Here is a 21,586-nt window from a genome sequence, read left to right as displayed (position 1 = left end):
TCAATGGAATACATTCTATTAGCCGCTAGCTGGATCATTTTCTACACCGTTCACAGCCTACTAGCTGCCTCCAAGTTAAAAAGAATTCTGAAGGAGAAATTAGGTTCTGCCTATAAATGGTACAGACTTTTTTATTCCTTGCTTTCAATTCTCCTGTTTTTAGGGATTATCTTTCAAGCTATTCTTATTTCCCCATCAAAAATCTGGAATGAATCCCCTTGGATCGTCTATTTAGGCTACATGCTAGCTACCTTTGGGACGATTCTGGCAGTCAAGAGCAGTAAGGGCTGGTCTATCCGTACTTTCATTGGGATAAGTCCACTTAATGAGGAAAAAGAAAATCTCTTAGTCACCGGATGGTATAGCCGCATGAGGCATCCTCTTTATGCTTCTTTAGTTTTGCTATTTGTGGGATACCTCTTGGTAGCGGGTACGCTAACATCACTTGTTCATTTGCTCTGTCTTGCTGTCTATTTGCCTTTCGGTATCTATTTCGAAGAGAAAAATCTAATGCAAAAATTCGGGGAAGATTACCTAAAGTACCAAAAACAAGTCCCCGCTATCTTTCCGAAAATCAGGCATTTTTTGCCATAAAAAAAGGGCCGAAGCCCTTTTTATATTTTTCTTTAGTCCAATCCTCTGAAGACCACATCAAATCTCAACACTGAATTGGCCGGAATTAGCTCTCTCTCATTGTCTCGATAGGCATAGGGAGACGGAATAATCAACACGGCTTTGGATCCTGGACGAAGTCTTTGGAATCCAATATCCCAGCCAGGAATCACGCCTCCTGTACCTATACTGAACTCGATTGGCTGATAGGTCCTATCTTCATTGAAAATATCGTTCTCAATAGCGACTGATTCTATACTCGTGTCAAAAACAGTCCCATCCGAAATCAAAGAACCTGTATAATCCGCATAGACAACTGATCCTGCAACAGGACGGGTTCCCACTCCTTCTTCTTGAACGATGACTACCACTCCCCGATCATAAACCCTGTATAGGCTATCGATTTCAGCGGTCGCCAAATACTCCTCTATCTTCTCACGGTCTATTTCCAAATTTGCTTCTACATCATAAGTGGGTCCTGTATCGAAGGGATTATTTGGCTCACAAGAACTGATTAATAATACCAAAAATGTACCGATCAAGAAATAAATTGATTTTATTTTCATCATGATTAGTTAGCTTTTTTTATCTCAATCACCTCAATTTCGAAAATCAAAGGCGAATTGGCTGGAATGCCGTTTTCAGCACTACTCCCATATCCAAAAATGGAGGGGAAAATAACAGTTGCTTTATCTCCCTGCTCCATGAGCCCAATAGCTGACTCAAAGCCCTCTATCAATTGCCCACCACCCATAAGAAACCTCAATGGAATATAATTTCTTTGTGGATTAAATACACCATTGTCACGAGCGACAGATTCAATCGAAGAATCAAAAACCCTATTAGTCAACAATTTTCCTGTATAGTCTACCGATACAGTATCAAAACGAGCGGGCTTAACACCACTCTCTGATACCCTCTCCCAAAACATATAAATCCCCGCATCTTCATCAATATATTCCTTCTCTCCTTCTAGAGGGTTTTCCTCTAGATACTTGAGGATAGCTTCCTTATCCTGTATCAGAATAGCTTCTACCGTTGATTCATTATCAATACAAGAGACCAAGAAAGTCGCTCCTAAAACAATAAAGAATAAAGAAAAATATTTTAGTTTTTGCATTTTAGTTGGATAGGTAATTGGAAACTGCTTTTTACTTCTGAACTTCGGTTACTTCTACGTCAAAGATTAGGATTGAGTTAGGTCCTATCAATGCTCCCGCACCATTTTCGCCATAGGCTAAAGGAGAAGGAATCAAAAATTTAGCTTTTGAACCTTTTTTCAACAATAACAAGCCCTCATCCCATCCTGGAATTACTTGACCCATTCCTACATTGACTGGAAGGGGTTCATAGGGGCGCTGCTCATTGTAGACGTTATTATCCTTGGCTATTTGCTCCCAAGAGGTGTCAAATAATGTACCGTCGAGAAGGTAACCTGCATAATTAACATACATGGTCGTACCAGGAGTCACTTCTTCACCTGTACCTTCTTCTTCGATTACATAGTATAATCCATTTTCAGTCTTCTGTACATTCAAACCATTCTGCTGCGCATACTCTTCGATGGTTTCTCCCTCTTCGACAATTAGTACTTTCGCGCGCTCAGCCTTCTCAGCATTTTCCTTCTCCATCACTTTGGCGAAGTAATCTTGGATACCCATTTCGTCCATGATCTCAAAAGCGCCCAATCTTACCTTTACAGACTCCCCAGCTTCTAAGAAAGGAGGAAAATTAGGTCCAAAGATGGTTTCTGCCGAAGATTCAAATGTGATGCTATCTCCCTTTTTGAGGTTAAGGAAAATTTCATCCATTCCGTTGTTGTAGGGAATGGAATCATTGGCCTGCAAATAGCCGGGAAATGGCTGATCCAAAGTGGTATAAATCACAGAATCCTTGCCGTTTTTAATTTCTAGGTGATAGAGCATGTACTCGCCTGATTCAGGCTTTTGGGCTCCTTCATTGATATAGGTGTACTCGATACCGTCTTTTTCGGTGACCTTAGTTTTCTTTTGACAAGAAGATACGGTAACGACTAGTGCAAGCACCAGTAAGGCCAAGAGGCTTTTGGAATTTTTCATAAAGGTTAGATGGTTATTCAATTTTGTAATGTACCGGACTTAGTTTGCAGAAACTGGCTCTTGGTCAAAGAGTTCGCTCTTGTGCTCCTCTACCAAGGACTCAAATCGCTCGACAGTTTCTTTTAGGTTCAATTCGGATTTTCCTCCGGCCGCATTTTTATGTCCACCTCCATTGAAGTAGGACGCTGCAAATTTATTAATCGCTACATCTACCGAGGATCTAAAGGAAATTTTTATTCCATCCTCCCGCTCTGAGAAAAGTGCAGCGATTTTGATTCCGTCCAAAGATAAGGCATAATTGACCAAACCTTCCGTGTCCCCTGTACGGCTTTGATATTTTTTAAGATCTTTTTTGCTGATCGCAAAATAAGCGGTCTGAAGATCCTCTCTAATCGTCAATCTTCTGCTTATAGCAAAACCAATAAACTTCAGTCGATTGATAGAATTAGAATCATAGATCCAATTGGCAATCTGAGAGGCATTTGCACCTATTTCTATCAACTCAGCGACTACGAGATGCACGTTCTTGGTTGTATTAGGATGTCTAAATCCTCCCGTATCGGTCATGATCCCTGCATACAAGCACTCGGCAATATCTTTGTCTATCAAGGCTTTGTCACCCAGTATTTCGATCAGCTCAAAGACCAGCTCACAAGTAGCAGCAGCTCCAGTGCTCCAATAGCGAAAATCAGCAAAATCTTCTGGATCTTGATGATGATCGATATTAACAACAAATGCATCCGAGTTTCGGATCATCTCTCCCAATTCATTGACTCTATTCAGCACAGAAAAGTCCAAACAAAAGATTAAATCTGCTTCACCGAGAGCTCTTTTAGCCAGAGGCTGATGTTCATTTCTGCTGAAATCCAGTACCGAATCATTGCCTTTCATCCAGTTAAGGAATGAGGGATAATCAGTCGGAGTTACCACGGTCACATCATGTCCTTTCTTCAGCAGATAATTCGCCAGACCCAAAGAGGATCCCAGCGCATCAGCATCAGGTTTGACATGAGTGGTGATAAATATTTTCTTGGGGGAGGAAAGTTCTTTTTTAAACGAGGCTAATGCTTCCATTTATATTTGTTCAACGGCACCTAGGCACTAGTAGTCCGCAAAGGTCAGGAATTTTTTTGCAAATGCCAACTGCGGCATTTTACTGAAAATGAATTGAATAGGGGATTAATCCTGAGATTCGTTCGGATTCTGATTTCTATTCCACTATTTTTGCGGCCGAATTAAACCAATATAAACTCAATAAACATGGCAGGAAACAGAACATTCACCATGATCAAGCCTGATGCTTTCGAAGCGGGCAATTCAGGAGCTATCCTAAAAATGATCGAAGAAGCAGGTTTTAAAATCATAGCGATGAAAGCTACTCGATTGACTCCTGAATTGGCTGGTAAATTTTATGAAGTTCATCAAGAAAGACCTTTTTACAAAGATCTTTGTGCCTATATGTCTTCAGGACCGATTATAGCAGCTATCCTAGAGAAAGACAATGCAGTTGAAGATTTCAGAACATTGATCGGGGCAACCAACCCAGCAAACGCGGCGGAAGGTACTATCCGTAAGATCTTTGCTAAGTCTATTGAGGCAAATGCAGTTCACGGTTCCGACTCTGACGAAAATGCAGCGATCGAAGGAGCATTTTACTTCTCTCAGACAGAAAGAGTAGGTTAACTCTCCCGATTAAGAAATAAAAAAAGCGCCAAGTTTGGTGCTTTTTTTATTTCTGCTTAAACCTACCAAGAACCTCCGGCACCACCGCCGCCAAAACTTCCTCCACCGAAGCCTCCGAAGCCTCCACCTCCGCCAAAGCTTCCTCCTCCACGCGAGAAATCTCCAAATTTTCCTCCTCCTCCACCTTTGAGCAGATTGGCGAGCATAATCGTCGTCCAGAGATCTACTCCTCCACCTCTGCCTCCCATGTGGTTGTCATTGTCATTTTTATTTTTAATCATCGGAAGCACCACAAAAATGAAGATGAAAATCAAAAAGACGATCAATGCACCTCCGCTATTTCCATCCGACATGACCTCTTCTGCTTCATATTCTCCAGAGGCCAGTTTTATAATCATATCTGTAGCCTGATCCAATCCTCCATAATAATCTTCCATCTTAAAATTAGGAATCAGGAGATTATTCACTATACGTTTTGCCAAGGCATCAGGCACAGCTCCTTCTAGTCCATAACCCGTGGCAATAAACACCTTCCGATCATCCATCGCCCCAAGGATCAAGATACCATTGTCATTTTTACCCCCACCTATGCCCCAAAGGTCACCCAATTGGAAGGCATAATCAGAAATATCATAGGGGCCCACCGATTTGATGAGTACAACGGCAATTTGGGAAGAGGTACTGTCATTGTATGCCACCAGCTTAGTTTCGAGCGCAGTCAACTCCCCTGCAGAAAGCACCCCTGCAAAATCATTCACCAATCTTGGAGGATTGGGTACAGGAGGAAAATCCTGTGCCCATCCGCTAAATATGGGCAATAACAGTATGAATAAAACTAGAGGGGTTTTAAGACCCGAAGGAAATTTCATCAGATAATTCGTTTTCGTCGTCATCCCCTTGATGAGGAAAATGTGTGGCTAGTTGATCACCGGCCATATGAATGCCATCAATCAGGCCTTGGGTAAATTTACCTGCACGGAATAGAGCGGCCATATGATCCTTGATCTCTTCCCAGAAGTGCTCAGGAACCACTTGATTGATGCCCGAATCTCCTAAAATGGCAAATTTATGATCCTCTACCGCCAGATAAAAAAGCACACCGTTTCGCTGAGCCGTCTGATACATCTTGAGTTTTTCAAAGACCTCGGCAGCACGGTCAAGTACCTCCATTTTACAGTGGCTTTCGATATGTACTTGGATTTCTCCTGAGGTGAGGTTTTCGGCTGTTTTGATTGCCTCAATGATTTGAGTCTTTTCTTCTGCCGAAAATAGTTTTTGAGCCATGACTATCGATTAAAATTGTACCGTAGGTGCATTCTCAGCTCCTGCAGCAGCCTGGAAGGTACCCTTGGTCTCAAATCCATACCATCCTGCAAAGAGATTGTTGGGGAAGGTTCTCAGGTTGGTATTGTAGGTTACTACAGACTCATTGAAATTTCTTCTGGCTACCGCAATTCTATTTTCTGTCCCTTCCAGCTGCGCCTGTAGTTCCAAAAAGTTTTGGTTGGCTTTGAGGTCTGGATACCGCTCCACAGTCACCAATAATCGGCTCAAGGCTCCAGACAATTGATCCTGTGCTTGCTGAAATTGCTGCAGGTTTTCAGGACTAAGATTATTCGCATCAATATTCATGGAAGTGGCATTGGCTCGAGCTTCGATGACTCCGGTCAGGGTTTCTTGCTCAAAGTCTGCATAACCACGAACCGTATTGACCAAATTTGGAATGAGGTCTGCTCTTCTCTGGTATTGAGTTTCTACTTCTGCCCACTGCCCGTTGACCTGTTCCTCGGTTTGTACAAACATATTGTAGGTACCCACTGCCTTAGTGTAGATAAAAACACCGACCACGGCTAGGATTGCGATAGGGATTAATAGTTTTTTCATGTTCTGCTATGTGTTAAAAACGTATCTATTGACGGATTTTGAATAAAATAGGTTGCTCTCCTTTCGGAATGCCCAAAATTAAGAATTTTAACGTTCTTTCAGCCCTTTTTTAAATTTGCTTGGTAAGCCTAAACTGGAACGTGTAGTCTTCATACCGAGTCATCTCCTCATCAAAGTATCTTCGTACCTCGATTTCTATAGTCCTCCCTTCTTCTGAGCGGAAAAGTTTGATAATATCAGCCAATTCCCAAACTAAAACGGGTAGCTTATTGATTTTCAGTACTTCATCAAAAGCTTGTATACCCGCCTTTCCTGCTGGTGATCCTGCCCTTACGGAACCTATATAAAAACGTTTTTCTTCTGAGGGGGTCTTCCTTACAGTGATCCCACTCATGTCGTATTCATAGGGCGAATAAAAGGATCTGCCCTTTTTGATGTATGCTTTCTCATTGGGGTAATCCAAAATCATCCTAGTCCTACCCAAGACTTCCGCTCCCAGGCTACCTAAGCGGCCGGATTCCTTGATAATATAGGAAAATGCTGTCTGATCAGGATAGGAAGTCAAAACATCGTTTTGTCTAATTCCTGCCATCTGTAGCCAATTTACCCTTCCGATGAAGCCGTAAAGGATTCCTCCGAGACTTTGTCCCAACTCAGCTTCTATAAATAAATTGGGCATCGTGATCTGATCACTTGTTTCTCTATTGAGCAGCAGGCCGTGATTAGCACCTGTATCAATAAGCAGCTTGGCGTTTAAAACTGAGCCATCGGCTTGCCTTATTTTGGATTGGATATAGGGTTTGTTCTGATTGAGTTCGAGGTCCAACTTTCTGTAGAATAGTGATCCCCATTTTAACTTATCGGTTTGATAAAAATCTATTTTTTCATCATCATAATTGATTTTGACGGGATTAAACTTAAAAAATTCATAGCCGATTATTCCATAAATCGGTACGCCAACCACCGCTTCAAGATCAAGAAAATCTTCCTCAAGGACTAGAAGACTTTGTGCTATACCTTCGATCGGCCCTAGGTCAAAGTGATTGATAGGGGCTACAGAAGCCATCAATTCGGTACTCCCATCGGCACCCATAAGATTGATTTTTCGGGTGTATTCCAGGCCCATTGCATCTCCTAGATCTTTAGAAAATAAAATATTTGACCGCACGCCCGTGTCTATCAGAAAATTTACAGGATAAGTACCATTGATGGATACCGGCACAATAATCAGACTATTAGAAGAATAAAATGGTAAGGTGACTTTCCGCTTTTCTTCCTTCATAAAAAAACCAGGAACCTGTGCCCAAGAGCTGAAGGAGAAGAATAGCATGAGAAAAAGCGCGCTACAACAGGTTTTTATCATAAAGAGGCTACCGGGTGATTGCTTTAATATACGGATTTTTGGAGTCAAATTTCAATTTTATATAACGAGCAAACTAGGGCCAATTGTTTGGCCAATATGGTTTTGAGCTTAATTAGATTGAAACCAAATTAGACGCTTTCGGAGCTTCTTGGTTGCCAAAAAATGGATAAAGAATCATCTTTATTTTTGGAACAAGACATACAATGGCAGACAAGGCACTAATCGAAAAGGCAAAAAAAATATTTGAGAACTTTCTGATCAAACAGGGAAGCAGAAAAACCCCTGAGCGGTTTTCTGTAATTGACGAGCTTTATTCCCTGCCGGAAGACGAGCATATCGATGTAGAGGGACTTTTTCTGAATATGCGAAATAAAGGCTACACCATCAGTAGAGCGACGATTTACAACACCCTGGATTTGCTAGTGGAGAGTGGGCTTGCCGTCAAGCATCAATTTAAGGATAAAGTCGCCCTCTATGAACAAGCCCTCACCTACAAGCATCATGATCATCATGTCTGCAATCAGTGTAGAAAAATTCGAGAGTTTTCCGATCCTAAAATCAATCAAATTAAGGAGATGATCGGCAAGGAGTTTCAATCTGCCATCAGTTCGCATTCCCTTGTTCTTTACGGAGACTGCCAAATCAAAGATTGTGAAAACCTTACCGTGATTTAAGCTTGCTTGAAGATTTTTTTATAGATGGGCTTTCTGTATAAAAATTGCCCGTAGAGTGCCGGATAGAGTAAGGCCGTAAGGATGGGGTTTGGGCCATTAAAAGTGATTTCGTCCCGAATGATACTTTTACCTTCTTTTTGTATCACCCGATGCTTATGCCTCCAATACTTCAGAAAAAATGGCAGTTCCACACCCTCGTCAATAAAATAAAACTCGTCCTCTGAGAGGCCATCTTCGGTTATTTTGCTCGTCCACTTTTGCCTAAAAGCCAAAAAATTTAATTCCAAAGAGACTAAGTCACCTTTTTTAGAACCATCAAAACGAAGTAATTTGACTGGAGGAAAAGGAGGACTGAGTTTCTTAAATAGGGATTCATCAAAACCTTCCATGACCTGAATCATAGATTGCTCTACGCTTGTTTCTATAGTGATATTCATCATCAGAAGCTAAGTACGAATAAAAGAAACAAAACCAACCAAATTCCATCCATAAATTGCCAATAGACGGTGAAAAGTCTAATTCTCATTTTTTCGTAAGGATTGGTCAAGAGTATAAGATGCTTGATCTCGTCAGCTTGAGTTTTTCGCAATTGGACCCATAAAATTCCCGCGAAGATCATTGCTCCCAACAGGTGAAAAATATGGATTCCACTCAAAACATAAAGAAAACTACCACTGGGAAGGCCTTGAAAGCTGATTCCCATGGATTCTAATTCTTTCCAACCCAAAAATTGTAAAGCAGTGAAAATCAAGCCCAGCAGCAAAGTGTTTCTGAGAGAGCCAATCACTTTTTGAGTTCGCTCTTCTTGGTAAAAAATTCGCATTCGAGTGGCAGTATAGCCGCTAATCACCAATAAGAAGGTAGAGATCAGAAAGGAAGTCGGCATTCTTTGATTGAGTCCATTCAACTGATCTAGTCCAGAAAACAAAAATGCCAGCGCCAGAAATAGAAAAATGAGACCACTTCCAAACATCCCTAAGTATAAGAGTGTCTCGTAGGGATGTAAATTTTCCAGCTTTTGAAACCAGGTCTGAGGTTTTTGAGTTTCCTTCACGTTGGCAAAACAATTTTATGGGCCTTAGGTTCAAAATTTTGTTCAATTCAGTAAAGTTGGGAATCAAACTTCCAAAAGCACTAAATTGCACACTCAAACCAAAAATCCCCCCTGACTCTTGGACCGACAGGCTTTCCTATCCATCTACCAATCTGATCCCTTTTTTCAGACATTTTCAGAGACTATATCCCAAAAGGAACGCATCATTTATCAGCTGCGTGGCCTATCGGGGAGTTTGGATATGGTTTTTTTTGCCACACATTTCCAAGCCAAAGGCGGATTTCATCTAATTATTGCACAGGATAAGGAGGAGGCTGCCTACCTCAACTCAGACCTTCAAAGTCTTTTGGGAATAGAGGAACACCTGATTTTTCCCTCAAGCTTCAAAAAGCCTTATCAATACGAAGAAGTGGACAATGCCAGCGTCCTCCTCCGATCTGAAATACTCAACCAAGTTCTCGAGCATAAGAAAAGTTCTAAGATCATCATCACCTACCCAGAGGCACTTTACGAAAAGGTAATCAATAAAAGATCCCTCAAAGAAAATACCTTCTCGGCTAGCGTAGGAGAAATGGTGGATATGGAATTTGTGGCCGAGCTGCTAAGCAGCTATGATTTTGAGCGGACTGATTTTGTTTATGAACCGGGCCAGTTTGCTATTCGAGGTGGGATAGTAGATGTTTTTTCTTTTTCCAATGAAAACCCTTATCGAATAGAACTATTCGGAAAAGAGATCGAAAGTATTCGAACTTTTGATCCGGAAAGTCAACTTTCCCTCGAATCGGTAGATCAAATCTCCTTAATTCCCAATACCCAGACCAAATTATTGCTAGAAGTAAGGCAGTCATTTCTGGAATTCTTACCCGAAGACGCCGTACTGTGGATCAAGGATCTTCAGCTGACAGCAGATGTGATGACCGAGTCTTTTCATAAAGCGGAGATGGCTTTTCAACAGATTCTGGCAAAGACAAACCAAACCAAGACTGTACTCGAACCCAAAGATTTGTTTGATCAGGGGAGCGATTTTATCCGATTGGTGGAGGGTTTTTCTCAGGTAGAATTTGGACGTCAATTTTATTCCCACACGCCCCATCAGATTCAGTGGGACTCTCAACCTCAGCCCTCCTTCAACAAGAATTTTGATCTCCTAGTCAGCAATTTGGCTGAGAATGAGAAGAAGGGATTTACCAATATCATCACGGCAGAAAATGCCAAACAGATCGATCGATTGATAGGTATTTTTCAGGAATTGGATCCCACTTTGCAAGTTCAGAGCATGCTTATTGGACTCAGAGAAGGATTTGAGGACAGGAGTAGAAAATTGGTCTGCTACACGGACCATCAGTTATTTGAGCGATTTCATCGCTACAAATCCCGAAAAAAAGCGAGTAAATCCAAAGCCCTCACCATCAAGGAACTCAAAGCGCTGCACCCGGGTGATTACATTGTCCATGTGGACTACGGTGTGGGGAGGTTTGCCGGACTCGAAAAAGTAGACGTGGCGGGAAAAATGCAGGAGGCAGTTCGCTTGGTTTTTAGAGATGATGATTTACTGTATGTAAATATCCATTCCCTCCATAAAATCTCCAAGTACTCTGGACAGGAAGGACAAATGCCATCCATGTCCAAATTGGGCTCTCCGGAATGGGAAAACAAGAAAAAACGGGCTAAAAAGCAGGTAAAAGACATCGCTAAGGACCTGATTGCTCTTTATGCCAAAAGAAGATCAGCATCAGGTTTTGCTTTTGCCAATGATTCTGTCCTCCAAGTGGAGCTCGAAAGCTCCTTCATTTATGAAGACACGCCTGATCAAGCGCTTGCTACCTCCGATGTTAAATCCGATATGGAAAAAACCTATCCTATGGATCGGTTGGTCTGTGGAGATGTAGGGTTTGGCAAGACTGAAGTAGCCATCCGAGCTGCTTTTAAAGCGGTCAATGATCGAAAGCAGGTCGCTGTTTTAGTGCCTACCACCATTTTGGCGATGCAGCACTATCAGACCTTTAAAGAAAGATTGTCCAACTTTCCCGTCAATGTGGACTACATCAATCGCTTTCGTACTGCCAAGCAAATCAAGGAAATCGTGGAGCGTGTAAAAAGCGGAGACATCGATATTTTGGTTGGTACGCATCGGATTGTCAACAAGGACATCAATTTCAAAGACCTTGGCCTTTTAATTATCGACGAGGAGCAAAAATTCGGAGTGAAAGTCAAAGATCAGTTGAAAAATTTACGGGTAAATGTAGATGTATTGACTTTGACGGCAACACCAATTCCAAGGACGCTGCATTTTTCACTCATGGGAGCTAGAGACTTATCAGTAATCGCTACCCCGCCACCGAATAGGCAACCGGTAACGACTGAGGTTCAAACTTTCCAAGAGGAAGTCATCCGAGATGCTATTTCATATGAATTACGTAGAGGAGGCCAGGTGTTTTTTGTACACAATCGTGTCGGTGAGATCGAAAGTATAGCCAACCTCATTATGAAATTGGTGCCCGAGTCTCGCGTGATAGGTGCACACGGGCAAATGGATGGCAAAAAACTGGAAAAGGTAATGGTGGATTTTATCAATCATGAGTACGATGTACTAGTCTCTACCAACATCATCGAATCCGGACTCGACATACCCAACGCCAATACCATCATTATCAATCGAGCCCATATGTTTGGTTTGAGTGACCTTCATCAGATGCGCGGAAGAGTAGGCCGAAGTAATAAAAAGGCCTTTTGTTACTTACTTACACCACCGTTGTCGGGCCTTACCCCCGAGTCACGCAAAAGGTTACAAACACTAGAGGAATTTTCGGACTTGGGAGATGGGTTTAAGGTAGCCATGAAGGATTTGGATATTCGTGGTGCCGGTAATTTGCTCGGTGCAGAGCAAAGTGGCTTTATTACCGATTTAGGTTTTGAGATGTATCATAAAATTCTCGACGAAGCCGTTCAGGAATTGAAGGAAAACGAGTTTGCGGCCCTATTTGAAGAGGATTTTAAAGAAAAAGTAAAAGTACTGGTCCAAGACTGTACCATAGAAACCGATCTCGAGCTGCTGATACCGGAAGAGTACGTCAATAATATCAGCGAACGACTAGGTTTATACTCCAAGTTGGACTCTATCAAAAATGAAGAGGAATTAGAGAAATTTGCATCCATGCTGACCGATCGGTTTGGTCCGATTCCTCCGTCTGTCACCGACCTCATGGAGACAGTCCGCCTGAGGTGGAAAGCAGAAAAACTAGGTATCGAAAAGCTAGTCTTGAAAAATGATCAAATGAAATGCTTTTTGCTCCCATCAAGCAGAGATGATTATTACAGTTCTCCTATTTTCTTAAAGATCATACAGTTTGCACAGCTCAATTCCAGGTACTTTAAAATAAAAGAGCATAAAAATCGTTTGATTCTTACCGTAAGTGGCGTAAGTAGCATATCCTCAGCCCAAAAGTGGCTAAAAGAGATGCTTGAAAACAAAAATTAAAAAAATTTAACTGGCATAAATATTGCACTTTCGCACAAAAAATTTGTAGGAAAAGGCTGAATTCGATACAAATACATTAATTATGTATTCCAAGGCAGTCCTTTTAGAATTGGAAGTGCTTGCTAATGGCTTTATATTAGCGACTTAAATTTGATCTAAACCTGATAAACATATGCGTTTTAGTAACAAATCCTGGGGAATGTGGGCCGCTGCTCTGATGATTGTCGGAGGAGCTGTACTTTCTTCCTGTAACAAAACTCCTGGTTATGGTAGACGCACTGCCAAAAACCCAGGAAAAAAGAGTGCCACCACCGGTGCAGAATTTTCTTTTGACGAAAATGACTCTACTAACTTTTTTGTGGCCAAAAATGCAGAGCAGATACCGGGTCCAAACTTGAAATTTATTCAAGGTGGCCGAGCTGTTTTGGGATCCCAAGAAGAAGACATCATGACTTTCAGAGACAATCTGGAACGTACGGTGACAATTGCTAATTTTTACTTAGACGAAACGGAAATCACCAACAACGACTTCAGAGAGTTCCTTTTTGATATGAAAAAAAGGGTAAGCGCAGATTCATTAGCCAAGCTCGAGCCTAGGGAAGACGTCTGGGGAGGTGCATTATCTTTCAATGACATGTATCAGTCGTATTACTTCAGATTTCCAGGATTCAACTTTTATCCTGTAGCCGGAGTGTCTTGGCAGCAGGCTAATGTTTACTCCAAGTGGAGAACAGAATATGTACAAGAACTCATCAGAGACGAAAGAGGAATTGACTCTTCTTTTACAAAGTCCCAATTGATCGAAAGAGGTGTAGCACTAGCGGATTACCGTCTCCCAAGTGAAGCGGAGTGGGAATATGCAGCAAAAGCCATGATTGGAACGCAGTACCTCGACGAAAATCAAGAATATGGCCGTATCTATCCATGGGATGGCCGTGGCGTTCGTAACCCTTACAACGTGAAACGAAAAGGAAAGCAAGGTGATTTTTTAGCCAACTTCAAAAGAGGCAGAGGTGATTATGGAGGTATCTCGGGTAATCAGCGAAATGACGGTGAAATCTTGCCTACAAATGTTTACGACATGGCACCAAATGATTTTGGATTGTACCATATGGCCGGAAACATGAATGAGTGGGTATATGATGTCTATCGTCCTCTAACATACCAAGATGCAGATGACCTTAATCCCGTTCGAAAAGATGGATACAAGGATGAAGCGGAAAACTATGATATTTCTAAATTCAGTGACGAAATCAGAGTATATAAAGGAGGAAGCTGGAGAGATGTTACCTATTGGTTAGCTCCAGGTACGAGAAGATTCATGCATCAAGACTCTGCTACCAATCATATTGGTTTCAGATGTGCAATGATTTCTATAGGCCAAGTCGGCAAATAATTTTCCTTTTGAATTCTATAACAAAGCCCGGCAGATACCTCTGTCGGGCTTTGTTTTTTGTAGTCAATTTTACTTTTAGATGTTCTCCAATTGATTTCTAAATCAAAAAACCTGTTATCCATTTTCCTATCGAATGGATTAATAAAAAGGGAATATATATATCAGCAATAACACGATTAGCCAAATTTTCTTAATGTCCACCTTGACTTGGTTCGACTTGGCTCACCAACCGTCGCTCGGTGTCCTTTCTTCTTGTTTTGTAGGAAGGGAGAAAAAACGATAGCGATTTTCAATTCTAAATTGCTCATTAAAATCTAACCGGGAAAAGCCTTTTCCTTAAAATAAGGGATCAAACCAATAAGAATTAAAGCAGAATTGCAGATAATCATTCTAAAAGATAGAAAAATGACATTTAATTCTAAGGTTAATGTTTATGCGAATCTTTAAAGCTTCAATCTAAAGCCTGCTTGGGTAAAGAACCCATTGGTACGACCAAAATCAATCTGAGCAAAAGCAGGAGATATATCATTAACCGACCACTCATAAGACAAGTCCACAAAGAGAATCCAAATATTCAGTCCCGTCCCGGCAAAAACTCCCCAAGCGGGGGAATTTAGATCCTCCTTATTGAAGTCCCCTGTATCGGTATAGAGAAATGCAGAAGGTCCCACAAATCCTCTCCAGGCAAAAGTAGAAGACTCATCTCCGATCAGATAAGCACCCAGGGAAACTGGAATTCGGATTCCCTTAAATTCGGGATCACCCAAGCTTAGATTAGGACTAGAAGAGCCCCCAAAAGCATAACTCCTGGACATGAAGAATATGCCAGGCTCTACGTACATTTTTTCTCCAAATTCCACACTTAGGCCCACTTGCCAGCTAGAATTTCCCTCTAAAATATCATCAGCAGACTTTACATCTGTGAAATTGAGTCCGATAGTAGGTTTTATGGCTTGAGCCAACAAGGAACCGCTCATCAGGAAGAGAGCAGAAAGGAACAGGATAGATTTTCTCATGGGGTGAAGGTTATGTAAAAACAAGGTACATATTTCTTACAAAAAAACGCCATTTCCAATTCTTAGCAACCTTCTCCTATCGCTGTGGAATCATTAAAACACAAGATCGACCACTGAAGAAGATTTATTTAAATAGTCAAAGGCATTTCTGTATTTTAGAGAGTTAAAATCATAAAATGAATATGAACCTAAAACGAAAACTTCAACCCCTACTCTGGCTATTCTTGGCGGCTATAGTATTGCCGGCTTTTGGCCAAAACTACCAAACCCCGCCCAAGGCAATTGCGGATTTGGTCAATGCTCCCAATACCCCTTCTGTCAGATTCTCCAAAAATGGAGATTGGATGATGCTTTTGGAAAGTGCCGGTAATCCTTCTATCGAGGAACTTGCACAGCCTGAACTGAGAATCGCAGGAATGCGGATCAATCCAGCCACGTCCGGACCATCAAGAAGCCGATCGATCGAAAATATCAAAATCCGGATGACCAAAAGCGGAGTTGAAATCCAGATCAAAGGACTACCTTCAAAACCTGCTATGGGTGGATTTGCACTATCAACAGATGAGAAATACCTGGCCTTTACCAATACCGAAGCGACAGGAATCAGCTTGTGGGTAGTAGACATGGCTACTTTTGAGGCAAAAAAGCTGACCGAGCCAATGCTAAACGATGTCATGGGCAATGTCATGACGTGGACACCTGAAAATCAGATCTTAATCAAAGCTAACAATCCTCAGCGTGGAGATTTCCCTAAGGAACCTGCCGCACCTGCAGGTCCCGTCATTCAGGAAACTAGTGGCGATGCAGCTCCATCAAGAACCTACCAAGATCTATTGAGTAATCCTTACGATGAGCAACTTTTCGCTTATTTCATGGATACGCAGTTGATGCTGGTAAATCTGGACGGGAGCAAAAAAGCTATTGGCCCAAAAGCCATGATCAAATCTTTTGATCTATCACCTGATGGATCTTATATTCTGGTAGATATTATCAAGCAGCCTTTCTCCTATTTGGTGCCTGCTTCACGCTTTCCATACGATGTAGAGATCTGGTCAAAAGATGGACAGAAAGTAAAAACTTTCGCCCAAATTCCTCTGGATGAAGTAAGACCTACGGGCTTTGATGCCACAGTGACTGGCCCAAGAAGTATCAATTGGAGAGCGGATAAACCGGCTGTTTTGTATTGGGTCGAGGCTCAAGACGGTGGAGATGGCAAAGTCGATATGGAAGAGCGAGAAATCGTCTACACGCTTACAGCTCCTTTCTCCGGAAGCAAACAAAAACTGGCTACTACTTCCTTACGATTTGCAGGAGTAGCTTGGTCTACTGATGATTTTGCTATTTTGAATGAGCGATGGTTTGGTGCACGAAGAGAAATCCGCTCAGTTATCAATCCTTCCAATCCTTCTCAGGAAAAAAGAGTACTTATTGACAGGTCTTATGATGACATTTACAATGATCCAGGAAGTCCAATCTATACCGAAAATGACCTAGGAGAAAATGTCCTACTAAGAAAAGGGGATTTAATCTTCATGACTTCCGAAGGAGGCAGCCCAGATGGCAGTATGCCTTTCCTTTCTACTTTCAACACCAAAACGAAAGAACAAAACATCCTTTGGAGATCTCAAGCTCCATACTACGAGCGAGTGGTTAAGGTACTAGATGAGGAAGGAACTGAATTTATCACGCTTAAGGAAGGAACTGATGTACAGCCCAATTACTGGCTGGTTAATACCAAGAGAAGAATCGCTCCTCAGCAAGTGACCGCATTTACTCACCCCTATGAATCCATCAAAGGAATCAACAAGCAATTGGTAAAATACAAGCGTAAAGACGGTTTAGATCTTTCTGCGGTGATTTATACTCCAGAAGGCTTTACACCGGGGGAGGACGCACCACTTCCTGTATTGATGTGGGCCTATCCTAGAGAATACAAATCCGCCGAAATAGCTTCTCAGGTAAGAGGGTCGAAGTATCGATTTACCCGATTGAGCTGGGGTTCTCCAATCTATTGGGTGACCCAAGGCTACGCCATTATGGATCAGACTGAGATGCCGATCGTAGGTGAAGGAGACAAAGAGCCAAACGATTACTTTATCGAGCAATTGGTAGCCAATGCCGAGGCGGCGATTGATCACATTGTCGAATTAGGCATCGGTGACCGAAATCGCATTGGCGTCGGTGGACACTCGTACGGAGCATTTATGACCGCTAACTTGCTTTCACACACCGATTTGTTTGCGGCGGGAATCGCCCGAAGTGGTGCTTACAACCGGACATTGACTCCTTTTGGATTCCAATATGAGCAGCGAAGCTATTGGGAAGCTCCTGAAGTTTACTTCAATATGTCTCCTTTCTCCTTTGCTCACAAAGTGAAGACTCCAATTTTGATGGTTCATGGAGAAGCAGATAATAACTCCGGGACTTTCCCGATTCAGTCAGAGCGCTATTACAATGCCCTAAAAGGTCATGGTGCTACGGCAAAATTGGTTTTCCTTCCTCATGAGAGTCACGGCTATTCGGCCAAAGAATCTATTCTTCACACCTTGTATGAAATGGACAGCTGGCTGGATAAATACGTGAAAAACAAAAATAAAATTGAACCGTCGAGGTAATTCGGCTCATAATCAATAAATAAGAAAACCCTCCTCAGTGAATTTTGAGGAGGGTTTTTTGTGAAATTGACTCTACAATTTATTGAAATTCTGTAATTCCTATTTTACAATCACCCCAAATCTGTGCCCCACATAAAAATCAGGAAGAGAATTCCAAGGGCAATTCGGTACCAGCCAAATGCTGTAAAACCATGGCTAGACACATATTTCAAAAATAATTTAACTGCTATCCAAGCAGCTATAAAAGCCACGCCAGACCCCACAGCCAGCATCATTATTTGTGCTTGAGTAAATACCAACTCCGACCTGAATAGATCATAGCCTCCAGCTGCCATCATAGTCGGCACTGCTAATAAAAATGAAAACTCTGTCGCTTGCTTTTTATCCAAGCCATTGAATACACCGCCAATGATCGTAGCAGCGGCACGAGAAGTACCCGGTACCATAGAAAGGCACTGAAATAGGCCGATAAAGAAGGCATTTTTATAAGAGATCTCCTCTACATCCACATGAGTTGCCTTTTTACTTACTACTTTTTTATCAATTAAAATCAGCACAATCCCTCCCAAAATCAAGGAAACAGAGACCACTACCGGATTAAAAAGATAGCCTTTGATAAAATCATACGCCAATAGCCCCACAATAGCCGTGGGAATAAAGGCCGCAAGCAACTTATAATAAATTGTCAAGGATCGGAAAAATCGTTTGATATACATCAAGGCTATGGCGAGGATAGCTCCCAACTGAATGAATACCTCAAAGGTTTTTACAAATTCATCTTCATGAATACCCATGGCCGCTGAGGCTAAAATCATGTGTCCGGTAGAGGAAACGGGTAAAAATTCAGTCAGGCCTTCTACTATGGCGATAATAATAGATTGAAATAAAGTCATGTCAATGGGTTATTTGAAGGGCAAAAATAATAAAGCCATTGGGTCTGACCAGCATTATTAAAAAAGTAAACCTAACAATCGTACCTTAATTTTCTATAAATTTTGAATTAGGAGAAAAATAGAGAAACCCTGAATTATATCATAAATTCGATAAAACAAGCCTGCAGCATTATGAAGGATATTTTCAATCCAAAAATCACCGACGAATTGGTCGAGCGAATCAATCAGCTCAAATCCGATAGTCCTGCCATTTGGGGAAAAATGAGCGTAGATCAAATGCTCGCTCACTGCTCCGTCCCCTACGAAATGGCTTTTACCAAGATTCACAAGAGGCCCAATGCTTTGATGCGTTTTTTGCTTAAAACTTTTGTCAAAAAAGGCGTTGTCAATGAAGTGCCTTATAAAAAGAATCTTCGCACAGCACCCGCTTTTTTGATCAAAGAGCGGAAAAATTTTGAAGAGGAAAAAGATAGATTAATCAAATACCTGAACCACACACAGCAATTGGGTCGGGATCACTTTGAAGGAAAGGAATCTTTATCCTTTGGTCCACTGACTGCCACCGAATGGAGCAATTTGTTTTATAAACACTTAGATCATCACCTGAGACAGTTTGGGGTGTGAAATGTTAAATTTTAAAAATCACAAGGTTTTTTTAATTGGATTCACTAATTTTTATCTTGACTAACTTAAAATGCGATGAAGAATTTACTTCTTTCCTTATTTACCACCTTTTTTCTCATAGGGATCGCCACAGCTCAGGAGGCAAAAGTCAATCAAAAATTCAATGAATTTTTATCTAAAAACCTCCACTACTCCAAGGAATTAAGAGGTAATGAAGTACAAGGCGCAGTTTCAGCTTTGCTTACTTTTGATTCGGAAGGGAAAATAGCATCTACTCCAGAAATACTTGCAGGAGATGAACAACTCGCAGAAGAGGTCATTCGAGTAGTCCAACTAATGCAGGTTGAAAACAAAGCTGACCTGATCACATCGGAATATAATGGTCAGGGGTTGATCTTAAATGTGGAGTTTAGAATTTCTTCCGGCAATTCCCAACAAATCAATCTCCCTAATACCGAGCTAAAAATCTTGAAAAATTTAAACAGCAAAATTTCTAAAAACCCCTACTTTCCTTCCTATTATTTAGAACGGGCGAGGCTTTACGATGAATTAGATAAGCGTACCTTGGCACACCTAGATAGAGCTTTTTACAGAGAGCTTAAAGAAAAAGAGCTTTCCACTGTAGTAGTAGTAGGATATAAAGCCAGTCACAAAAAGTTATCTTTATCTACCGAATAAAACCCTTTTAACTTTATAACTATGAAAAAAATACTTTTCGCAATTCTGTCCATTTCCTTCCTTCAAGTTAGCTGTAGCTCCTCCTCTGAAAAGGAAGGAAGGGAGGATGAATCTAACGTGACGATGGATGACTTCCCCGAAACGATAGATGTCCCCATGAATCCAAGCCCAGCGGACAATTCTATGAATTCGCTGGACTGGGACGGTACCTATAGAGGCACACTACCCTGTGCGGATTGTGAAGGGATCGAAACGGAACTGACCTTAAATCAAGACGGTACCTATTCCTATAAAACCAACTACTTGGGTAAAAACGATGCTCTGGAAGAGGAATACACTGGAAAATTTTCCTGGGATAAGGAGGGTCGGTCTATCCAATTAGACGGCCTTAAAGGATCTCCAGGAAAATATCAAGTCGGGGAAAATCAAATCTGGCATCTGGATCAGGATGGAAATCGGATCAGTGGGAATTTAGCTGATTTGTATATTCTGAAGAAACAGTAATTATTTAAACCTCACTATCTTACCATGTGCCTTGGAGGTCATCTCCTGAGGAATGGTAGCCGTGATTTCAGTATAAAGCAACTCCACTAGTTTTTGCTTTAAAAAACTTCGGTTTAAAATAATACTCACTTCCCGGATTGGAGGCTCTCCCGCAAAGGGCCTAAGCCGGGTTTTTTCTTCCTCAGAAAGCTCATGAGTTGCCAATTCAGGCAGCATAGTCATCCCCTTATAGCGATTGACCATATTTCTAAGTCCTTCCAATGAACCACTTTCATAATGGAAATTGGCATGTCCGCTACTCGTCTGATCACAAAAGTTAATGACCTGATCTCTGAAACAATGCCCCTGCTGCAGAATCCAAAGTTCCTCGGATTTGATTTGATCTGCTTTGATCTCTTTTTGAGAAAGTAGTGGATGATCTTTGGATAAGTAGGCATAAAATTTTTCGTAAAACATGGGCTTTTCTACGATCCCATTTTCACCCAAAGGAGTGACCACTATTCCCAAATCCAATTCATCATTTTTAAGCTTCCTCACAATCTCCTCCGTGATCATTTCCTGTACTTCCAGCTTGACATTAGGATATTTTTCTAAAAATCTCCGAATAAACAGGTGAAGTAGGTAAGGGGCCAAAGTGGGAATAATGGCCAGTTTGATCACCCCGGAAATATCCCCTTTTAATTGTGCCACCAATTCCATGACACCCCGGCTTTCAGAAACCACCCTCTTGGCTTGGGCAATAATCTGAACCCCGATTTCAGTAGGAATTACTGGCATTTTGCTCCGATCAAAAAGAATCACTCCTAGTTCCCTTTCCAACTTGCTCAATTGCGCACTGAGTGTAGGCTGGGTGACAAAGCAAGACTCGGCTGCTTGGCCAAAGTGACGATGCTTATCCACCGCTATCAAATATTCCAGTTGCTGTATGGTCATAGTGAAATTGCAATTAAAAGACTAAGTTATAAAAAGTAGAAAGAGTTCGGAAATCTATCAAAAGATAGCGAATCGATCATCCAAACCCATACATGCACAAA

The 21,586-nt window shown here is 41.5% G+C and carries 22 protein-coding genes; 9 read left to right on the top strand and 13 right to left on the bottom strand.

Features of this window, described 5'->3' with window-relative positions; translation table 11 throughout:
• Positions 1-3: 3 nt before the first annotated feature.
• Positions 4-594 (top strand): NnrU family protein, encoded by a 591-nt coding sequence (locus BLQ57_RS11345; protein WP_087939607.1) that lies wholly within the window; start codon positions 4-6, stop codon positions 592-594.
• A gap of 32 nt (positions 595-626) precedes the next feature.
• On the opposite strand, the gene BLQ57_RS11340 is transcribed toward BLQ57_RS11345, so the two are convergent.
• Genes BLQ57_RS11340 through BLQ57_RS11325 form a run of 4 tightly spaced genes read right to left on the bottom strand, consistent with a single transcriptional unit; the run spans position 627 to position 3,764 of the window.
• Entirely contained in the window at positions 627-1,181 is a 555-nt protein-coding gene (locus tag BLQ57_RS11340) for an FKBP-type peptidyl-prolyl cis-trans isomerase (protein WP_087939606.1), read from the bottom strand.
• Positions 1,182-1,183: 2 nt separating this feature from the next.
• Complete coding sequence (locus BLQ57_RS11335; protein WP_087939605.1) at positions 1,184-1,732, bottom strand: FKBP-type peptidyl-prolyl cis-trans isomerase; 549 nt, start codon at positions 1,730-1,732, stop codon at positions 1,184-1,186.
• A gap of 31 nt (positions 1,733-1,763) precedes the next feature.
• On the bottom strand, positions 1,764-2,690 hold the full coding sequence (locus tag BLQ57_RS11330; RefSeq protein WP_087939604.1) for an FKBP-type peptidyl-prolyl cis-trans isomerase: 927 nt from the start codon (positions 2,688-2,690) through the stop codon (positions 1,764-1,766).
• A gap of 39 nt (positions 2,691-2,729) precedes the next feature.
• Complete coding sequence (locus tag BLQ57_RS11325) at positions 2,730-3,764, bottom strand: DHH family phosphoesterase (RefSeq protein WP_087939603.1); 1,035 nt, start codon at positions 3,762-3,764, stop codon at positions 2,730-2,732.
• A gap of 186 nt (positions 3,765-3,950) precedes the next feature.
• Here BLQ57_RS11325 and BLQ57_RS11320 point away from each other — a divergent pair, with 186 nt between their 5' ends.
• Entirely contained in the window at positions 3,951-4,373 is a 423-nt protein-coding gene (locus BLQ57_RS11320; protein WP_087939602.1) for a nucleoside-diphosphate kinase, read from the top strand.
• A 62-nt stretch (positions 4,374-4,435) separates the two neighbouring features.
• Here BLQ57_RS11320 and BLQ57_RS11315 read toward each other — a convergent pair whose 3' ends face one another.
• The 4 genes from BLQ57_RS11315 to BLQ57_RS11300 form a co-directional block, all read right to left on the bottom strand.
• Positions 4,436-5,242 (bottom strand): TPM domain-containing protein, encoded by an 807-nt coding sequence (locus BLQ57_RS11315; RefSeq protein ID WP_087939601.1) that lies wholly within the window; start codon positions 5,240-5,242, stop codon positions 4,436-4,438.
• Complete coding sequence (locus tag BLQ57_RS11310) at positions 5,220-5,657, bottom strand: TPM domain-containing protein (protein ID WP_087939600.1); 438 nt, start codon at positions 5,655-5,657, stop codon at positions 5,220-5,222. The genes BLQ57_RS11315 and BLQ57_RS11310 overlap by 23 nt, the downstream gene beginning before the upstream one ends.
• Positions 5,658-5,666: 9 nt before the next feature.
• Positions 5,667-6,257 carry a LemA family protein gene (locus tag BLQ57_RS11305; RefSeq protein WP_087939599.1) on the bottom strand — a complete coding sequence of 197 codons (591 nt, stop codon included), beginning with the start codon at positions 6,255-6,257 and terminating at the stop codon, positions 5,667-5,669.
• Between the two features lie 109 nt (positions 6,258-6,366).
• The gene (locus BLQ57_RS11300) at positions 6,367-7,620 is read right to left on the bottom strand and encodes a retropepsin-like aspartic protease (RefSeq protein ID WP_087939598.1); all 1,254 of its coding nucleotides are present in this window, start codon (positions 7,618-7,620) and stop codon (positions 6,367-6,369) included.
• A 203-nt stretch (positions 7,621-7,823) separates the two neighbouring features.
• Between BLQ57_RS11300 and BLQ57_RS11295 the strand changes: the two genes are divergently transcribed.
• Complete coding sequence (locus tag BLQ57_RS11295) at positions 7,824-8,294, top strand: Fur family transcriptional regulator (RefSeq protein ID WP_087939597.1); 471 nt, start codon at positions 7,824-7,826, stop codon at positions 8,292-8,294.
• On the opposite strand, the gene BLQ57_RS11290 is transcribed toward BLQ57_RS11295, so the two are convergent.
• Entirely contained in the window at positions 8,291-8,731 is a 441-nt protein-coding gene (locus BLQ57_RS11290) for an SRPBCC family protein (protein ID WP_087939641.1), read from the bottom strand. The two genes, BLQ57_RS11295 and BLQ57_RS11290, sit on opposite strands and share 4 nt — an antisense overlap.
• Before the next feature lie 2 nt (positions 8,732-8,733).
• Positions 8,734-9,348, bottom strand: a complete 615-nt coding sequence (locus BLQ57_RS11285) for a cytochrome c oxidase subunit 3 (RefSeq protein ID WP_240507811.1) — start codon at positions 9,346-9,348, stop codon at positions 8,734-8,736.
• A gap of 118 nt (positions 9,349-9,466) precedes the next feature.
• Between BLQ57_RS11285 and mfd the strand changes: the two genes are divergently transcribed.
• Together mfd and gldJ are read left to right on the top strand one after the other, a co-directional pair.
• On the top strand, positions 9,467-12,826 hold the full coding sequence (gene mfd, locus BLQ57_RS11280; RefSeq protein ID WP_087939596.1) for a transcription-repair coupling factor: 3,360 nt from the start codon (positions 9,467-9,469) through the stop codon (positions 12,824-12,826).
• 172 nt (positions 12,827-12,998) lie between these two features.
• Positions 12,999-14,222, top strand: a complete 1,224-nt coding sequence (gldJ, locus tag BLQ57_RS11275; RefSeq protein WP_087939595.1) for a gliding motility lipoprotein GldJ — start codon at positions 12,999-13,001, stop codon at positions 14,220-14,222.
• 443 nt (positions 14,223-14,665) lie between these two features.
• Here the strand turns inward: gldJ and BLQ57_RS11270 are convergent, their stop codons facing one another.
• Positions 14,666-15,238: an outer membrane beta-barrel protein gene (locus BLQ57_RS11270; protein ID WP_087939594.1), complete on the bottom strand. Its 573-nt coding sequence runs from the start codon at positions 15,236-15,238 to the stop codon at positions 14,666-14,668.
• Between the two features lie 176 nt (positions 15,239-15,414).
• Here BLQ57_RS11270 and BLQ57_RS11265 point away from each other — a divergent pair, with 176 nt between their 5' ends.
• Positions 15,415-17,853, top strand: a complete 2,439-nt coding sequence (locus BLQ57_RS11265) for an alpha/beta hydrolase family protein (protein WP_087939593.1) — start codon at positions 15,415-15,417, stop codon at positions 17,851-17,853.
• 110 nt (positions 17,854-17,963) lie between these two features.
• On the opposite strand, the gene BLQ57_RS11260 is transcribed toward BLQ57_RS11265, so the two are convergent.
• The gene (locus BLQ57_RS11260; protein WP_087939592.1) at positions 17,964-18,746 is read right to left on the bottom strand and encodes an undecaprenyl-diphosphate phosphatase; all 783 of its coding nucleotides are present in this window, start codon (positions 18,744-18,746) and stop codon (positions 17,964-17,966) included.
• A 171-nt stretch (positions 18,747-18,917) separates the two neighbouring features.
• On the opposite strand from BLQ57_RS11260, the gene BLQ57_RS11255 reads away from it, so the two are divergent.
• The 3 genes from BLQ57_RS11255 to BLQ57_RS11245 all read left to right on the top strand — a co-directional run bounded on the left by BLQ57_RS11255 (position 18,918) and on the right by BLQ57_RS11245 (position 20,552).
• On the top strand, positions 18,918-19,370 hold the full coding sequence (locus BLQ57_RS11255; RefSeq protein WP_087939591.1) for a DUF1569 domain-containing protein: 453 nt from the start codon (positions 18,918-18,920) through the stop codon (positions 19,368-19,370).
• A 75-nt stretch (positions 19,371-19,445) separates the two neighbouring features.
• Positions 19,446-20,048 carry a hypothetical protein gene (locus BLQ57_RS11250; RefSeq protein ID WP_087939590.1) on the top strand — a complete coding sequence of 201 codons (603 nt, stop codon included), beginning with the start codon at positions 19,446-19,448 and terminating at the stop codon, positions 20,046-20,048.
• Between the two features lie 21 nt (positions 20,049-20,069).
• On the top strand, positions 20,070-20,552 hold the full coding sequence (locus BLQ57_RS11245) for a copper resistance protein NlpE (RefSeq protein ID WP_087939589.1): 483 nt from the start codon (positions 20,070-20,072) through the stop codon (positions 20,550-20,552).
• Here BLQ57_RS11245 and BLQ57_RS11240 read toward each other — a convergent pair whose 3' ends face one another.
• On the bottom strand, positions 20,553-21,485 hold the full coding sequence (locus tag BLQ57_RS11240; protein ID WP_087939588.1) for a hydrogen peroxide-inducible genes activator: 933 nt from the start codon (positions 21,483-21,485) through the stop codon (positions 20,553-20,555).
• Positions 21,486-21,586: the final 101 nt, after the last annotated feature.

Source organism: Algoriphagus faecimaris (genome assembly GCF_900101705.1).
GTDB classification, from domain to species: Bacteria; Bacteroidota; Bacteroidia; order Cytophagales; family Cyclobacteriaceae; genus Algoriphagus; species Algoriphagus faecimaris.
This window is presented reverse-complemented; position numbering and strand designations above follow the sequence as displayed.

Coding starts and splice junctions, on each gene's coding strand:
- BLQ57_RS11315 (WP_087939601.1), bottom strand. CDS start 5,242: ATGAAATTTCCTTCGGGTCTTAAAACCCCTCTAGTTTTATTCATACTG.
- BLQ57_RS11335 (WP_087939605.1), bottom strand. CDS start 1,732: ATGCAAAAACTAAAATATTTTTCTTTATTCTTTATTGTTTTAGGAGCG.
- BLQ57_RS11250 (WP_087939590.1), top strand. CDS start 19,446: ATGAAGAATTTACTTCTTTCCTTATTTACCACCTTTTTTCTCATAGGG.
- BLQ57_RS11320 (WP_087939602.1), top strand. CDS start 3,951: ATGGCAGGAAACAGAACATTCACCATGATCAAGCCTGATGCTTTCGAA.
- BLQ57_RS11290 (WP_087939641.1), bottom strand. CDS start 8,731: ATGAATATCACTATAGAAACAAGCGTAGAGCAATCTATGATTCAGGTC.
- BLQ57_RS11325 (WP_087939603.1), bottom strand. CDS start 3,764: ATGGAAGCATTAGCCTCGTTTAAAAAAGAACTTTCCTCCCCCAAGAAA.
- BLQ57_RS11255 (WP_087939591.1), top strand. CDS start 18,918: ATGAAGGATATTTTCAATCCAAAAATCACCGACGAATTGGTCGAGCGA.
- BLQ57_RS11300 (WP_087939598.1), bottom strand. CDS start 7,620: ATGATAAAAACCTGTTGTAGCGCGCTTTTTCTCATGCTATTCTTCTCC.
- BLQ57_RS11270 (WP_087939594.1), bottom strand. CDS start 15,238: ATGAGAAAATCTATCCTGTTCCTTTCTGCTCTCTTCCTGATGAGCGGT.
- BLQ57_RS11345 (WP_087939607.1), top strand. CDS start 4: ATGGAATACATTCTATTAGCCGCTAGCTGGATCATTTTCTACACCGTT.
- BLQ57_RS11245 (WP_087939589.1), top strand. CDS start 20,070: ATGAAAAAAATACTTTTCGCAATTCTGTCCATTTCCTTCCTTCAAGTT.
- BLQ57_RS11310 (WP_087939600.1), bottom strand. CDS start 5,657: ATGGCTCAAAAACTATTTTCGGCAGAAGAAAAGACTCAAATCATTGAG.
- gldJ (WP_087939595.1), top strand. CDS start 12,999: ATGCGTTTTAGTAACAAATCCTGGGGAATGTGGGCCGCTGCTCTGATG.
- BLQ57_RS11295 (WP_087939597.1), top strand. CDS start 7,824: ATGGCAGACAAGGCACTAATCGAAAAGGCAAAAAAAATATTTGAGAAC.
- BLQ57_RS11240 (WP_087939588.1), bottom strand. CDS start 21,485: ATGACCATACAGCAACTGGAATATTTGATAGCGGTGGATAAGCATCGT.
- BLQ57_RS11340 (WP_087939606.1), bottom strand. CDS start 1,181: ATGATGAAAATAAAATCAATTTATTTCTTGATCGGTACATTTTTGGTA.
- BLQ57_RS11330 (WP_087939604.1), bottom strand. CDS start 2,690: ATGAAAAATTCCAAAAGCCTCTTGGCCTTACTGGTGCTTGCACTAGTC.
- BLQ57_RS11305 (WP_087939599.1), bottom strand. CDS start 6,257: ATGAAAAAACTATTAATCCCTATCGCAATCCTAGCCGTGGTCGGTGTT.
- BLQ57_RS11260 (WP_087939592.1), bottom strand. CDS start 18,746: ATGACTTTATTTCAATCTATTATTATCGCCATAGTAGAAGGCCTGACT.
- BLQ57_RS11265 (WP_087939593.1), top strand. CDS start 15,415: ATGAATATGAACCTAAAACGAAAACTTCAACCCCTACTCTGGCTATTC.